We start from the raw sequence: 14254 nt of genomic DNA, 5'->3' as shown, positions 1-14254 counted from the left end.
TAGGCACAATGACGTGCGCGCTATGTTGAGCATAGGGTCGACCTATGGGGAGCGCGGTGTGAACCTGCGGCAGTACGAGTACGCCCTGACGGTGGCCGAGGAGGGCAGCATCACCGCGGCCGCGGACCGGCTGGGCATGGCGCAGCCGTCGCTGTCCCAACAGATCGGGACGTTGGAGAAGCAGGTCGGGGTGCGCCTGTTCGACCGGACCCCGCAGGGCATGCGGCCGACCATGGCGGGGCGGGCCTTCCTGGCTCAGGCGGAGGTCGCGGCGACGGCCTCCCGACGCGCGTTCACGGCGGCGCGGGCCGCCGACGGGGAGCTCGCGGGTGAACTCGTGATCGCCGTCCACCTCGGGCTCGGGGCCCGCCAGCTCCCGCGGGCGCTGGGGGAGTTGCGCCGGCGTCATCCCCGGCTGCAGGTGACCATCCACGAGGAGCCCGACCCGGCGGAGATGGAGCGGCTCGCCCGCCAGGGCACGCTCGACATGGTGCTGGTGCACGAGATCCCGTCCGGGTGCCTGTTCGACGTCCGCGAGCTGGGGGAGGAGTCCTACGTCGCGGTGCTGCCGCCGGACCACCCGCTCTCGGATCGCGACGAGCCGCTCGCTCTGGCCGATCTCGCGGACGAGGGGTGGGTGCGTTTCCGGCGGGGGAGCAAGCTCGACGACTACCTGGCGGGCCTCTTCGCCGATCACGGTCTGGCCCCGCGGACCGTCGGCCGGGCCTCGCAGGTCTCGACCGCGGTCCGGCTCGTCGCGGAGGGCCTCGGTGTGACCGTGGTGCCGCTGTCCGCGATCCCCGACGGCTGCGAAGGCCTCACCCGGACCCTGCGGCCGGCCCTGACCGAGCCGGTGCTCGCCGGCGTGCGGAGGGTCCCGGGCCGGGCGGAGACCGCGCTGCTCGATCACCTCCTGCGCCAGGACTGGAGGCGGTCCGCGGTCGAGCGCTCCGGGCGGTGAGCGGCGGCCGACCGCCGACGTCGTGGCGAGGGGCTATCCCTCGGCGGCGTGGTGGATGGCGCGGACCTGGGCGAGGGTCGGGTCGTAGGAGAGCGCCCGCGCCGCGGCTTCGGCGACGTGCCGGCGGACCTCCGGACGTGCCAGGGCGGCCGTGTAGGCCTCCTCGCTCGCCCACTGGGCGTAGTTCACGACGCGTGTCCCGTCGAGACTGGCGTGCAGGTTCGCGGAGATGAAGCCGGCGACCCCGGTGAAGACCTCGGCGGTGGCGCGGTCGAGGGCGTCGACGAGCTCGTCCTGGCGACCCGGCTCCACGGTGAAGACGTTGATGAGGGTGACGCCCGCGGTGCCGGCCGTGATGGTGATCGTCGAGGTCGGGTTCGGCATCGCCGTCTCCTCTGCTTGGTGTCAAGGTGTTGACATCAGGCTAGGCGCAGCCGGTGGTCATGTCAATTGGTTGACATGATGTCGAAGTGCTGCCGGATCGGCGAGCCGCGGCGAGCAGCGGGCCTAGGTGGTGACCGTGGCCAGCAGGGTGCGGGTCTCGGCCACGACGCGGTCCTGGAAGTCCGGGTCGTGGACCAGTGCGGAGCCGTGCATGGGCCGGCCGTTCTCGTCGTAGTAGATGCCGGTGCCGGTCGAGGCGGTGAGCACGGTCGTGATCATCCGCGCCGCGGTCCCGGGGTTGCTGCACAGCGGGAAGAGCGGCGCGACGGGGGAGACCACGTACTTGAGCACGGCTCGCAGGACGCCGTTGGCGTCGCGGCCGAGATCACTGCCGGGGCAGAAGCCCGGCTCGACGGCGTTGAACCGCAGGCGCGGGGTCTCGCGGGCGAGCGCCAGGACGGTCGCGAGGTTGCACTGCTTGGAGGTGGCGTAGGCGTCCCCGCCGGCGAGCGGTGAACCGCCCGGCTCCCACTCCCCGCGGGCGCTCGCCTCCGCGGAGATGTACCGGCCGCCCCGGAACCCGGCCATCGTCGCGAACCGGCGTCCGGGGTCCTCGACCGCCGAGCAGATGAACACGACGTTCGCACCATCGGGCAGGCGCGGCACGAGCGCCTCGGTCAGTGCGAACGGTCCGAGGTGGTTGGTCGCGAACGTCGTGTCCCACCCGACCCGGTTGGTGGACGGACGCGTCGGCGAGACGCCCGCGTTGTTGAGCAGGCCCGCGAGCGGGAGGTCGAGGGCGAGGATCTCCTCGGCGGCCTGGTGCACGCTCGCCGGCTCGGCGAGGTCGCAGACCACCGGCAGGGCCGTGCCGCCCCACCGCCCGATGGTCTCGCGCACAGCCGCGAGCTTGGCGGGATCGCGGCCGACCAGGACGACGTCGCCGTGGCCTGCCACCTCCAGGGCGGTGCGGTAGCCGATGCCGGCGGTCGGGCCGGTGATGACGAAGGCACGGTGGGTCATGCTCGTCCTTGTCTGTCTGACTGGTCAGTCATCAACGGGTACAGATCAGGGCCGGTGGTGGAACGTCGCTCAGCTCAGCGTTCGCCAGAGCGCATCGAAGCCGGCTCGGGACCGGGCCTCGGCGTTCGCGGGGTCGATGATCGCGGAGTCGATGGTGGCGTCGGCGAGCGCGGTCGCCAGCGCGAGCACGAACGCCAACGGCTCGTCGCGCATCGGTCCGTGCTCGCGGCTTCGATCGAGCACCGTTGCGGCGCTCGCCATCGCCGCGCTCGCGCTCCGGTGCGTGGCGGCGGTGATCTCGTCGGAGACGCCGAGCTGCGCGAGCGCCCGACGTTTCTCCGGCTGACCGGCGGCCCAGCGCACCCACCCGGTCCACATGTGGCGCAGCTGCTCACGGACGTCTGCCTCGGCAGGGCCGGGGCCGGCGGCTGCTCCCATCTCGGTCTTGAGTTCGAGGTAGAGCTGGTTGAGCAGGTCGGCCTTGGTGTCGAAGTAGGTGAACAGCGACCCGTTGGAGACGCCGGCTTCCTTGGCGATGCCCGCCGTCGCGGCACCCAGACCCTGCACGGCGATGATGCGCGTGGCAGCCGCCATGATCGCGGCCCGCTTGTCGTCGCTGCGTGGTCGGGGCACGTCGACGACGGTAGCAGAGTGACTGCTCAGTCATGCAGGAGCGGCGTCGAGCGGAGTGCTCGGGACCGTCCAACCGACATGGAACGAGACCGTTCCGTTTGCTACTGTCGAACGAGACGGAACCGTTCCGTCCCGACGAGTGGGAGGCCCTGATGAAGTTCCTGTACGACGACGAGTCCTTCTCCTTCGAGGCACTCCGCGCTGCGGGCTACGCCCCGTACGCCGGCGCCGAGCTGGGCGAGGTCCTGGTCACCTGCCGGGCGATCCCGGAGGGCGACGAGGCGGCGTGGTCGGCGCAGTGGGCCGCGACCGCCGCGCGCGTCGAGCGGATCGGCCGCGACGCGCTGGCCGCCGGTCACCGCGTCAGCGCTCGCGAGGCGCTGCTGCGGGCGTCGAACTACTACCGGACCGCCGACTTCTACCGCCGCGACGACCCGGCCCGCGACGAGGAGTCGGTGCGGCTGCAGACGGCCTCGCGCGCGACCTTCGCCGAGGCCGCCGCGCTGCTCGACACGCCTGCCCGGCCCCTGGAGATCCCCTACGAGGGCACCACGCTGCCCGCCTACCTGTTCGCCGTCGACGACTCGGGCGCCCCGCGACCGACCGTGATCTACCACGGCGGGTACGACTCGACCCTGGAGGAGGACTACTTCGCCCTCGCCGCCGGGGCGCTGCGCCGGGGCTACAACGTGCTCGCCTTCGACGGCCCAGGCCAGGGCAAGAACGTGCGCGCCGGGCTGCACTTCCGCCCCGACTGGGAGGCCGCGGTCACCCCGGTGGTCGACGTCGCGGTCACCCTGCCCGAGGTCGACACCGACCGGATCGTCCTGGTCGGCACCAGCCTCGGGGGCTACCTCGCGGCCCGCGCCGCCGCCTTCGAGCACCGACTGGCCGCCTGCGTGCTCCACGACGGCGTCTGGGACATGCACCGGACCGTGGCCGACGCGGCGGCGGGGGCCGAGGCCGTCGGCGGGATCGACGCCCTCGTGGCCACGAGCACCTCGGCGCGCTGGATGGTGAACAACGGGCGCTGGACCTACGGCGTGGCGACCTTCGACGACCTGCTCGAGGCCACCCGGCCCTACACCCTCGACGGCGTCGCCGAGCACATCACCTGCCCCACGCTCGTGCTCGAGGCCGAGAACGACCAGTTCTTCCGCGGCCAGCCCGAACGGGTCCACGACGCCCTGACCTGCCCCAAGGAACTCATCGCGTTCCCGGAGGCCGAGGGCGGCGGCGAGCACTGCCACGAAGGCGCCACCCTGCGGTTCCACCAGGTCGCCTTCGACTGGCTCGACACGACCCTCGCGGGCTGAGCCACGCCCGAGGTCCTCGACCTCGACCGGGACGCCGCCGACGCGCGCCCGTTCCCGGCGGCCCGTCACACCCGCCACAGGGGAACCACGACCACGACGACGTCCTCGAGGTCGCCCTCGTCGAACGCGGTTCGCCGTCGACTGAGCTCCGCGGCCGCGGCGCGGGCGTCGTAGGGGCCGTAGGAGTCCACCTCGCCGGTCTGCGGATCGAAGGCGACCACCACGAAACGGTCGGCGGTGAACAGCGGGACGGACAGATCGCACTCGTCCGCGCGCCGCTGGAGGAACCGCTCCAGACCGCTCGGTTCGTCCACGTCGTTCGGCATCGTGAACCTCCACTCCGCCACGGGATGTGACCCGCTCGGTTCGTCGGTGGGGTGTGGGAGCTGTGTCGCGTCCGGACCGCCGACCGGTCACGACGGGCGGCCGTCTCCGGGCACACGCGGCCGGAGAGCGATCAGTGCGCGTCCTCGACGTCCTCGACGTCCTCGACGTCCTCGATGGCGTCGAGTCGGTCGACCAGACGTCGGCCGGTCGGACCGCCGGCGGTGGTGAGGTGCTCCCGGAGTCGGCGGACCAGCACGCCGCGCGAGACGGGGTCGACGTCGAAGGCGATGAGGATCCGGCAGAGACCGGTGGCGGCACTCCGACCGGTGTCGGAGAGTCCTTCGACCGCCAGCGCGTCGACCTCGGCCAGGACCGCGCGGGCTGCGGCGCGTGCGCGGTCGAGGGGTTCGCCGACGGCGGTCCTCCGTGACACGGGCCGGGAACCGGGTGACTCGCGGCGGGCGTCCGGACCCGGGGCGTCGACGTCGGTCACGGTGACGTGGATGTCCCGCCCGGGGAAGAGCGGGGACAGGACCGTGCGCAGCGCGCCCGCTGCCGCGGTCACGGTGTGCCCGGAGGCGAGGACGATGTCGATCTCGACGCGGTCGTCGAACACCCGCAGTGCGCCGTGCGAGGTCGTGTGGGCGGGACGCTCGATGCCGTCGTGGTGGTCGGCGAGGCGGCTCACCCCGGCGACGGTCAGGGCGAGCAGGCGCAGGGAGTCGAGGTCGGGGGACACGGGCGGCTCACCTCCGGGGAGGCGGCGGCCGGGCATACCGGGGCACGAGGTCGGAGGTCGTGCCCGCGAGCAGGCCCGGCCGGATCGGATGGTTCACCCGTAGGACGTCGTCGGGAGCGGATTCGTCATGCTCCGATCCACGTGATCGGCGCCACCTCGCCGCGACGGACGACCGTCCGGTGAGGCTCCGGGCGCCGGGCCTGCTGCGCGGTGGCGCCGCGCTCAGGAGACGTCGCCCGCGGCCGCTCGGAGCGGCAGGACCGACTCGTTGACGACGGTGAGGACCACGGCCTCGCCGTCGACGAGCTCACCGTGGATCGTCACGACCGCATCGCCGCGTGCCGGACGGGGCGTGACGTCGTGGACCGTGGCGTGCCCGGTCAGGGTCGTGCCGGGACGGACGGGCCGTCGGAAGCCGATGTCCATCGTGCGGCCCACACCTCCGGCGGCCTGCGACCAGATCGTCTCGACGGCGAATCGCTGGTAGATCGCCAGGGTGTGCAGGCCGCTGGCGATGACTCCTCCGAGGCCGGCACGGGCGGCCGCCTCCGGGTCGACGTGGATGAAGATCGGATCCCATCGTCGTGCGTAGTCCACGATCTCGGCCTCCGAGACCGTGTACCGGCCGAAGTCGAAGCGCCGGCCGGGTTCGAGGTCGTCGGCGTAGAGGCTCACGCCGACGATCATGGAGCCGGCGAGCGCCGGGGACAATGACGCGCGGGGTCATCGACGACGCGGGTAGGAACGGCGTGAGCGGGCGGCCGTGGTGTCCGTGCACGGCGGCGATGCGACCGCCCGTGCGGGCCGCCGTTTGGTGCGGGCGGGGCAGGGGAACGGCGGGTGCGTCCGGTCGCGTGGCGACCCCACGCGGAGGAGCGCCCGATGGCGGAACGGCCCGAGGACGCCCGCCGCCGACCGTGGCCGGTGCGCGGGTTCGCGGCGGCGACGACCCGCGGCTGGTGGGCGGTCCTCGCGCTCGTCGTCGTGGGCGTGTGGCTGGCCGTCACGCAGCTCCCGTCGCTCGCCTCGGTCGGCGGCGACGGCGGGGTCTCGTTCGTGGGCGAGGACGCCCCGGCGGTGGAGGCGCAGGCTCGGGCGCTGCAGATCTTCGGACTGCCCGTCCTGACCCGGATCGCGGTGGTGCAGCGTGACCCGGACGGGCTGTCGCCCGAGGCGGTGAACCGGGCGGTCCGTCGGGCTCTCGACGCCTCGCAGCCCGCGCTGGCGGGTCGACCGGCCCCGCCGCTGCTCTTCGCGCTCCCGCTCGTCGACGGTGTTCCGGCGAACCTGCCGGCCGGCATCGCCCCCGACTCGGAGGCACTGGGCCGCGCCTTCGACACCCTGCCCCCACCCGGGGCCCGGGGCCCCACGACCGTCGTGACGTACCTGTTCACGGATCCGACGGCGAACCCCTACGTCCAGCAGCAGGTGGCGCGGGACTACGCCGCCCGGATCGACCGGCCCGACGACCACCTGTCGGGGGTCAGCGGGCTGATCCCCTTCCAGCTCGAGCAGGGCAACGTCGTCAACCGGCACCTCACCGCCGTGGAGATCGCGTCGGTGCTGGCGGTCGCCCTCGTCGTGGCGGTGGTGTTCCGGTCGTTCGCGGCTCCGCTGGTCACGCTGGTGACCGCCGGCGCCTCCTACCTGGTGGCCGATCGGGTGGTCGGGCTCGCGGCGGAACTGTCGGGCGTCAGTGCCCCCGGTCAGCTGCAACCGGTGCTCGTCGCGCTGACGCTCGGCGTCAGCACCGACTACTCGATCCTCTTCCTGTCGGGACAACGGGCCCGGCTCCGTCGGGCGGAGGGTGGGCCGGAGGCGGCCCGCGGTGCGACCGAGGACTACCTGACGATCGTGCTGGTCGCGGGGGTGACCGTGGTGGCGGGGGTCGCCGCCCTCTCCGCCGCCGAGACGTCGGTGTTCCGCGCCTTCGGACCCGGTCTCGCGCTCACGGTCGCGACGACGCTGGTCGTGTCGGTCCTGCTCGTCCCGGCCCTCATGGGACTGTTCGGGCGGGTGATGTTCTGGCCCGGTCTCCGGCGACCCCCGACGGGGGAGCCCGCGGAACCGCGGAGCCGGTTCGTCGAGCTGCTGCGTCGGCGCCCCGGGGTGGCGCCCGTGACCGTGGCGCTCGTCGTCGTGGTCCTGGCGCTGGCCACCGTGCCGCTGGCCGGTCTGCGGGAGTCGGTGTCGCCGATGCGCTCGCTGCCGGCGGACGACCCCGTCCGGACCGCCTGGGAGGACGCCGCAGCCGGCTTCGCGCCGGGCATCCTCTCGCCGACGCAGCTCGTGCTGACCGGTCCCGGGCTCGCCGACCGCCGTGCGGAGCTGGTGGCCCTCCAGCGCGCCCTGCTCGCCACGCCCGGTGTGGCCGGGGTGATCGGACCGGGGACGGTGGATCTGCGCCGCCCCGACGCCCCGTTCTCCGTCTTCACCGCCGCCGACGGCGACGCGGCGCGCGTTCTCGTGGTCCTCGATACCGACCCGGTGGGGGCGCAGGCCATCGCGGAGCTCCGCGACCTGGAGCAACGGCTGCCGGCGATGCTCACGGGTGTCGGGCTGGGCGGGGTCCAGGTCGCGACGGCGGGTGACACGGCCATCGGGCTCGGGCTCGTCGACAGCGCCCGCGGCGATCTCGTCCGGGTCGCGCTCGTGGTCGCCCTGGTCGACCTGCTCCTGCTCGTGCTGTTCCTGCGCGCGGTGGTCGCGCCGCTCTACCTGCTGCTCTGCAGCGCCCTCGTGGTCGGTGCCTCGCTCGGCCTGACGACGCTGCTCTTCGGTCAGAGCAGCGGTCTGATCTTCTTCGTGCCGTTCGCGGTGGGGGCGCTGCTCGCCTCCCTCGGCTCGGACTACGCCGTGTTCGGGATCGGCGACGTCTGGTCCGAGGCCCGCACCCGCCCGCTCGGCGAGGCCCTGTCGGTCGCGGTCCCGCGCTCGAACACCGCGATCGGTGCCGCCGGGGTGACGCTGGCCGCGAGCTTCGGCCTGGTCGCGATCGTCCCGCTCGACTCCTTCCGTCAGCTGGCGTTCGCCATGGCCTTCGGGGTCCTGCTCGACACCTTCGTCGTCCGGAAGTTCCTCATCCCCGCGTTCATCACCTGGGTGGGCCCGGCGAGCGCCTGGCCGAGCCACCGCCTCCGTCCCGACCGGACGCCGGCCACGTGACCGCCAGGCGATGGCTACGGACCCACGTCGCGCGTCACGATGCCGGGCGCACGCGTTCGCCCTCGCCGCGCTGCTCGGGCTGAACGGGGCTCCGGAGGCCGGGCACCTGGCCACCGACCTCGTCGATCTCCTCGACGTCTGGCGATGAGCCCAGGTCCACCACGGTCGACGGTCCCCAGCCCTGAGCGGTCGCGGTAGGCCCGGGCCAGGTCGTCGGGAGGTCCGTCGCGCGGGGCGGGTCGAGGAGCAGCACCCAGGTGGGAAGCGTGATGGCCACGAGGGCCGTCGCGATCACGACCCCGGCGGCCGACGTGTTCGCGAAGGCCTCGTCGACGCCGGAGGTGAGGAGACCGAAGCCGGACACCAGGGCCGAGGAGAGGCAGCGGAGCCGGCGCCGTTCCAGGCCGGCGTCCGTACGCCATCGATCCCGGCCACGGCTCCTCGGGGTGACGGTCGGTCGGCCGGCCCGGTGACGGCGTGGCCGGCCGGGCTCGCAGGCGGCCGACCCCCGCATCTCGTCGTCGGTCCGTGGCCGCGCCTCGCGGTCGATCAGGAACCGATGCCGACCGGGCTCGTGCGCCCCGTCGTGTCGCTCGTGTCGCCAGCCGGCTCGATCGCGGGTGTCGCCGTCACGGAGGAGCTCCCGGGTCGAGGGGACATCCGCGCGCCAGCGCGCGACGGAATGTCGTTCTGACGTGTCGAGAACCCGGTGGAGCGCCGTCGTACACGGGGTCGCGGTCCTGTTCAGCCCATCGGGTGGGTGGGCGGAGAGCGGCGCTCAGCTCCGGTCGGCGGAGAGCCCGTCGACGACGAGGCGCTGGGCGGTGGCGATCACGCCCTCCAGCGAGCCGCGCTCCGGGTCCCACCACTCGGCGGTCCAGTTCAGGGCGCCGAGCACGACCATGAGCGCCACCCCGGGTTCGAGATCGCGGTCGATCTCGCCCGCGGCACGGGCGTCGGCCACCAGGCCCCGCCAGATGTCGATGTAGTCCCGCTCCGCCTGGCGGTGGCGGGCCCGCATCGACTCGGGCAGCTGCGGGACGGTACGGATGGCGCCGCGGGCGTGGTCGGAGTGGGTGAGCAGCGTGCTGAGGTGCGCGGCCACCGCGACCCGGAGCCGGTCGAGGGGCGACCCGTTCGCCTCCGCGAGGGCCTCCTCCACGAGCGTGCGGGCCCGGGCCAGGCCCACCGCGACGGCCTCCTCGATGAGTTCGTCCCGCGAGGAGAAGTAGTAGTAGATCGCCGGGGCCTGCACCTGGGCGACCTCGGCCACGTCGGAGAGCCGCGTCCCGGCGTACCCGCGGCGCACCAGCACGTGTGCCGCGGCGTCCACCACCCGACGGCGGGTCCGCGCCGACTTCGCGCCGCGGCCGGTCCCCTCGCTCGACGGCGTGGGGGGAGGGGGCACGGCGCCAGCGTAGTCAGTACGACGCGGGCAGCCCGAGCGAACGCTGGGAGACGAAGTTCAGCACCATCTCCCGGCTGACCGGCGCGGTCTTGAGCATGCGCGCGAGGAACCAGAGGTCGGCCAGCCCGTACTCGAGGGACATGCCGTTCCCGCCGTGGGTCTGCATCGCCTGGTCCAGGGTGCGCAGCGAGGAGTCGGCGGCGGCGAACTTCGCGATGTTGGAGGCCTCGGCGGCGTCCTCGCCGGCGTCGAACAGGTCCGCCGCGCGCTGGGCCATGAGCCGGGCCTGGGCCACGGCGATGTAGCACTCGGCGAGCGGGTGGGCCACACCCTGGTGCGCCCCGATCTTCACGCCCTTCCACACGGCCCGCTCGTTCGCGTAGGCCGTCGCCTTCTCCAGCGAGTACAGCGAGATGCCGTTACTGATCGCCGCGGCGGTGATCCGCTCGGGGTTGAGCCCGGAGAAGACCTGCCGCAGCCCGTTGCCGTCGTCACCGATGAGCGCCTCCGGCCCGAGCGGGACGTCGTCGAAGAACACCGTGAACTGCTGCTCGGGCTGCGTGAGCGCGGCCGGGATGGGCTGCCACGTGAGGCCGGGGGAGTCGGTGGGCACGACGAAGAGCGACAGCGGCCTGCGGTCGCCCCTCGCGGGAGCGCTGCCGCTGCGGGCGACGACGAGGACGGCGTCGGCCTCGTCGATGCCCGAGGTCCAGTACTTGGTGCCGGAGAGCCGCCAGCCCTCGCCGTCGGGGTGGGCGGTGGTGGTGACCTCGTGGCTGTTCGACCCGGCGTCGGGCTCGGTGATGGCGAAGGCCATCTTGAGCGAGCCGTCGGCGATCCCGGTCAGCCACCGCTGCTTCATCGCGTGCGAGCCGTGGCGGGCGAGGATCGTCCCGCAGATGGCGGGGGAGATCACCGTCATGAGCAGCGGGCACCCCGCCGCCGACGCCGCCTCGACGACGACCAGCAGGTCGCCGAGGGCGCCCCCGCCGCCCCCGTACTCCTCGGGCAGGTGCACGCCGAGGAACCCGGCGGCGCCGAGCTCCTTCCACAGCTCGGTCGGCTCGGCGTGGGTGTGGGCCTTCTCCACGAAGTAGTCGTGTCCGTAGCGGCTCACGAGCGCGGTGACGGCCCCGCGCAGCGCGGCGCGCTCGTCGGTCTCCGGGACGATCGAGGACTTGTTCACGGGGCTCTCCCAGCGAGTGAATTTCATCGAGAGTAAAAAACGGCGACCTGCCGGTCAAGCTCACGGCATCGACGAGCCGCCGCCCACGGCCACGACCTGACCGGTGACCTGGCGCGCGGCGGTCGGGGAGGCGAGCCAGACGACGGCGGCGGCCACGTCCTCCGGGCTGGTCAGACGTCGCAGCGGGGTCTGGCGGGTCACGTACTCGATCTGGTCGGAGTTGAAGATCGCGTCCCGCCCGGCCGCCCACAGGCTGTCGGCGCCGACCCCGCCCTCGTCGGGCAGGACGAGCCCCGGGCAGACGACGTTGGCCCGCACCCCGTGCCGTCCCTGCTCGCGGGCGGTGGTGCGGGCCAGCGCGATGAGGCCGGCCTTCGTCGTGCCGTAGATCCCCTGGCGGACGGCCCCGAACGCCGCGTCGCTGGAGATGAAGACGATCGCGCCGTCGCGCTGCCCGGTCATCGGCCCGAGGACGGCCTGCGTGGCGTCGATGGCGGTGTAGAGGTTGGTCTCGATCGTCCGCTGCCAGAGCGTCCGGTCGGTCTGCTCGGTGAGGAACCCGGGGACGCTCCACCCGCAGTTGTTGACCAGCACGTCCACGCCGCCCCACGCCTCGACGGCGTCGGCGACGACCCGGCCCCCGGCGCCCTCGGCGGTCAGGTCGCCGATCACCTCGCGCACCTCGGCCGCACCCAGGTCGAGCGCCTCGCGGTGGACCCGCGCGGCCTGGTCGGCGTCCCGGTCGGCGAGCACGATCCGGGCGCCCTCGCGGGCGAAGCCGTGCACGATGCCGCGCCCGATGTTCGAGGCACCGCCGGTGACGATCACACGGGCATCGCCCAGTCCGAGGTCCACCGGCCGTCCTTCCGTCCCGCCGCCACTTCTTCTAATCTAGATTAGACCACCGCCCCGAGGGAGTGTGCGATGACGACCGCGACCGACCGGCCCGCCTACGACGAGGTCTCGCTCTCCCCGCTGTCGTTCTGGGCGAAGTCCCCGGAGGAGCGGGAGGCCGACTTCGCGGTCCTGCGCCGCGAGCGCCCGATCAGCTGGCATCCGCCCGCGGAGGGCTCGCTCCTGCCGCCGCAGGACGGAACGGGGTTCTGGGCCGTCACCCGCCACGCCGACATCGTCGCCGTCAGCAAGGACCCCGAGACGTTCTGCTCGGGCCAGGGGATCCAGATGGAGGACGTGCCCGTCCAGATCCTCGAGGCGGCCAGCTCGTTCCTCGCCACCGACGCGCCCCGGCACACCCAGCTGCGCCGGCTCGTCTCGGCGGCCTTCACCCCGAAGCGGGTGCGGACGATCGAGGCGCAGATCCGCGATCAGGCCCGCCGACTGGTCGACGAACTGCTGACGACGGAGCGCGGCGACTTCGTCGCGCAGGTCTCGCGCCGCCTCCCGCAGTGGACGATCTTCGAGATGATGGGTCTCGAGGGTCAGGAGACCCGCGAGCTCGCCACGACCGCGGCCGACGGCATGGTCAGTTGGGCGGACGAGGACGTCCGGCAGGGGCGCGCGCCCGCCGAGCTGCTGTGGGAGTCCCTGATGGGGCTGACCCGGATCGCGCACGAGCACGCGGCGACCCGTCGGTCCCACCCGGCCGACGACCTCATGACCAACCTCGTCCAGGCCGAGGTCGACGGCGAGCGGCTCACCGACGACGAGATCGCCGCCTTTTTCGTGCTGCTCTCGGTGGCCGGCAACGACACCACGCGCAACACGATCTCCAGTACCGTCCGCGCCTTCACGCGGTACCCCGACCAGCGAGAGTTGCTCGCCGCGGACCTCGACGGGCGGATCGGTCCCGCGATCGACGAGTTCGTCCGGTGGGCCACCCCGGTCATGACCTTCCGGCGCACCGCCACCCGCGACGTTGAACTCCACGGCCGGCACATCCGCGCGGGTGACTGGGTGGTGCTGTTCTACGCGTCGGGCAACCGCGACCCCGAGGTCTTCACCGACCCGATGCGCTTCGACGTCACCCGCGCCGACAACCCGCACGTCGGGTTCGGCGGCGGCGGGCCCCACTTCTGCCTGGGCAACCAGCTCGCGAAGACCCAGCTCCGCGCGATCGTCGGCGAGCTGCTGACCCGTGCGCCCGGGCTCGAGGCCGGCGAGCCGGTCTACCTCGCCGGCAACTTCATGCAGGCGATCAAGTCCATGCCCTACACCCTGACGAGGTCCGCGTGAGTGACTCACCCGTCCTGCTCGACGTCGACGAGCGGGGCGTCGCGCGCCTGCGGCTGAACCGCCCGGAGGCCAGCAACGGGCTCGACGTGCCGCTGCTGCGCGCCTTCTACGACGCGGTCATGGCCTGCCACAGCCGACCCGGCCTGCGGGTCCTCGTCCTGTCGGGGGAGGGGCGGCACTTCTGCGCCGGCGGCGACGTCAAGACGTTCGCGAGCAAGGGCGAGGGCCTGCCCGACTACCTGCGCGAGGCCACGTCGTGGCTGCAGATCGTGGTGCAGGGGCTGCTCGCCCTGCCCGCACCCGTCGTCACGAAGGTGCAGGGGTTCGCCGCCGGCGGCGGCGGCTTCGGTCTCGTCTGCGCGTCCGACCTCGTCGTCGCCGCGGAGTCGGCGTCCTTCCTGGGCGGCGCCACCCGCGTGGGCATGGCTCCCGACGCCGGGACCACGGTCACCCTCCCGGCGCTGGTCGGGCTGCGGAAGGCGCTGGAGATCGCGCTGACCAACCCCGTGCTCACCGCTGCGGAGGCGCTCGACCTGGGCCTGCTCACCCGGGTCGTTCCCGACGACGGGCTCGACGCGGCGGTCGACGAGCTCGTCGACCGCCTGGTGGACGGCGCCCCGCTGGCGCTGGCCGCGACGAAGCGCCTGCTGTGGTCGGGGCTCGGGTCGCGGGTGGAGGCGCAGCTGCCGGAGGAGGCGCGGACCGTGTCCGAGCTGTCCGGCACCGCCGACTCCCTCGAGGGGCTCGCCGCCGTCATCGAGCGGCGGCCCCCGAGGTTCGTCGGGAACTAGATGTCGTGACCCGAGACGTTGTGTGCGGCGGCGTGTCGGGTTGATCGAGGAGGGCCTCCGAGGCGAGGTGGGTGTGTCTGACGCATCCAGCTCGACCACCGGAGGCCCTCGGTGTCGCACCGTAATGC

General features: G+C 73.2%; 15 protein-coding genes. 5 read left to right on the top strand and 10 right to left on the bottom strand.

Annotation, left to right across the window (positions count from 1 at the left end; translation table 11 throughout):
* The first annotated feature begins 58 nt into the window (after positions 1–58).
* A complete protein-coding gene (locus tag QSK00_RS15115; protein WP_285591919.1) occupies positions 59–961 on the top strand; it encodes a LysR family transcriptional regulator in 903 nt (300 codons plus the stop codon).
* A 33-nt stretch (positions 962–994) separates the two neighbouring features.
* On the opposite strand, the gene QSK00_RS15110 is transcribed toward QSK00_RS15115, so the two are convergent.
* The 3 genes from QSK00_RS15110 to QSK00_RS15100 form a co-directional block, all read right to left on the bottom strand.
* Complete coding sequence (locus tag QSK00_RS15110) at positions 995–1345, bottom strand: antibiotic biosynthesis monooxygenase family protein (protein WP_285591918.1); 351 nt, start codon at positions 1343–1345, stop codon at positions 995–997.
* A 123-nt stretch (positions 1346–1468) separates the two neighbouring features.
* Positions 1469–2368: an SDR family NAD(P)-dependent oxidoreductase gene (locus QSK00_RS15105; RefSeq protein WP_285591917.1), complete on the bottom strand. Its 900-nt coding sequence runs from the start codon at positions 2366–2368 to the stop codon at positions 1469–1471.
* A 69-nt stretch (positions 2369–2437) separates the two neighbouring features.
* Positions 2438–3001 carry a TetR/AcrR family transcriptional regulator gene (locus QSK00_RS15100; protein ID WP_285591916.1) on the bottom strand — a complete coding sequence of 188 codons (564 nt, stop codon included), beginning with the start codon at positions 2999–3001 and terminating at the stop codon, positions 2438–2440.
* Positions 3002–3153: 152 nt separating this feature from the next.
* Between QSK00_RS15100 and QSK00_RS15095 the strand changes: the two genes are divergently transcribed.
* Entirely contained in the window at positions 3154–4317 is a 1164-nt protein-coding gene (locus QSK00_RS15095) for an alpha/beta hydrolase family protein (RefSeq protein WP_285591914.1), read from the top strand.
* A gap of 65 nt (positions 4318–4382) precedes the next feature.
* On the opposite strand, the gene QSK00_RS15090 is transcribed toward QSK00_RS15095, so the two are convergent.
* The 3 genes from QSK00_RS15090 to QSK00_RS15080 all read right to left on the bottom strand — a co-directional run bounded on the left by QSK00_RS15090 (position 4383) and on the right by QSK00_RS15080 (position 6058).
* Complete coding sequence (locus tag QSK00_RS15090; protein WP_285591913.1) at positions 4383–4631, bottom strand: hypothetical protein; 249 nt, start codon at positions 4629–4631, stop codon at positions 4383–4385.
* Positions 4632–4774: 143 nt separating this feature from the next.
* Positions 4775–5383 carry a hypothetical protein gene (locus tag QSK00_RS15085; protein ID WP_285591912.1) on the bottom strand — a complete coding sequence of 203 codons (609 nt, stop codon included), beginning with the start codon at positions 5381–5383 and terminating at the stop codon, positions 4775–4777.
* A gap of 222 nt (positions 5384–5605) precedes the next feature.
* On the bottom strand, positions 5606–6058 hold the full coding sequence (locus tag QSK00_RS15080) for a MaoC/PaaZ C-terminal domain-containing protein (protein WP_285591911.1): 453 nt from the start codon (positions 6056–6058) through the stop codon (positions 5606–5608).
* Positions 6059–6265: 207 nt separating this feature from the next.
* Here QSK00_RS15080 and QSK00_RS15075 point away from each other — a divergent pair, with 207 nt between their 5' ends.
* A complete protein-coding gene (locus tag QSK00_RS15075) occupies positions 6266–8548 on the top strand; it encodes an MMPL family transporter (protein WP_285591910.1) in 2283 nt (760 codons plus the stop codon).
* 34 nt (positions 8549–8582) lie between these two features.
* On the opposite strand, the gene QSK00_RS15070 is transcribed toward QSK00_RS15075, so the two are convergent.
* From QSK00_RS15070 to QSK00_RS15055, 4 genes are all read right to left on the bottom strand, one after another.
* Positions 8583–8912 (bottom strand): hypothetical protein, encoded by a 330-nt coding sequence (locus tag QSK00_RS15070; RefSeq protein ID WP_285591909.1) that lies wholly within the window; start codon positions 8910–8912, stop codon positions 8583–8585.
* 414 nt (positions 8913–9326) lie between these two features.
* Entirely contained in the window at positions 9327–9956 is a 630-nt protein-coding gene (locus QSK00_RS15065; protein WP_285591908.1) for a TetR/AcrR family transcriptional regulator, read from the bottom strand.
* 13 nt (positions 9957–9969) lie between these two features.
* A complete protein-coding gene (locus tag QSK00_RS15060) occupies positions 9970–11169 on the bottom strand; it encodes an acyl-CoA dehydrogenase family protein (RefSeq protein ID WP_502872042.1) in 1200 nt (399 codons plus the stop codon).
* A 33-nt stretch (positions 11170–11202) separates the two neighbouring features.
* Positions 11203–11997, bottom strand: a complete 795-nt coding sequence (locus QSK00_RS15055; RefSeq protein ID WP_285591905.1) for an SDR family NAD(P)-dependent oxidoreductase — start codon at positions 11995–11997, stop codon at positions 11203–11205.
* Positions 11998–12066: 69 nt separating this feature from the next.
* Here QSK00_RS15055 and QSK00_RS15050 point away from each other — a divergent pair, with 69 nt between their 5' ends.
* On the top strand, positions 12067–13335 hold the full coding sequence (locus QSK00_RS15050) for a cytochrome P450 (protein ID WP_285591904.1): 1269 nt from the start codon (positions 12067–12069) through the stop codon (positions 13333–13335).
* A complete protein-coding gene (locus tag QSK00_RS15045; protein ID WP_285591903.1) occupies positions 13332–14126 on the top strand; it encodes an enoyl-CoA hydratase/isomerase family protein in 795 nt (264 codons plus the stop codon). The genes QSK00_RS15050 and QSK00_RS15045 overlap by 4 nt, the downstream gene beginning before the upstream one ends.
* Positions 14127–14254 lie beyond the last annotated feature (128 nt).

The sequence above is a fragment of the Actinomycetospora sp. NBRC 106378 genome (genome assembly GCF_030269685.1).
Lineage (GTDB): Bacteria > Actinomycetota > Actinomycetes > Mycobacteriales > Pseudonocardiaceae > Actinomycetospora.
This window is presented reverse-complemented; position numbering and strand designations above follow the sequence as displayed.

Coding starts and splice junctions, on each gene's coding strand:
- QSK00_RS15050 (WP_285591904.1), top strand. CDS start 12,067: ATGACGACCGCGACCGACCGGCCCGCCTACGACGAGGTCTCGCTCTCC.
- QSK00_RS15095 (WP_285591914.1), top strand. CDS start 3,154: ATGAAGTTCCTGTACGACGACGAGTCCTTCTCCTTCGAGGCACTCCGC.
- QSK00_RS15060 (WP_502872042.1), bottom strand. CDS start 11,169: ATGAAATTCACTCGCTGGGAGAGCCCCGTGAACAAGTCCTCGATCGTC.
- QSK00_RS15075 (WP_285591910.1), top strand. CDS start 6,266: ATGGCGGAACGGCCCGAGGACGCCCGCCGCCGACCGTGGCCGGTGCGC.
- QSK00_RS15110 (WP_285591918.1), bottom strand. CDS start 1,345: ATGCCGAACCCGACCTCGACGATCACCATCACGGCCGGCACCGCGGGC.
- QSK00_RS15105 (WP_285591917.1), bottom strand. CDS start 2,368: ATGACCCACCGTGCCTTCGTCATCACCGGCCCGACCGCCGGCATCGGC.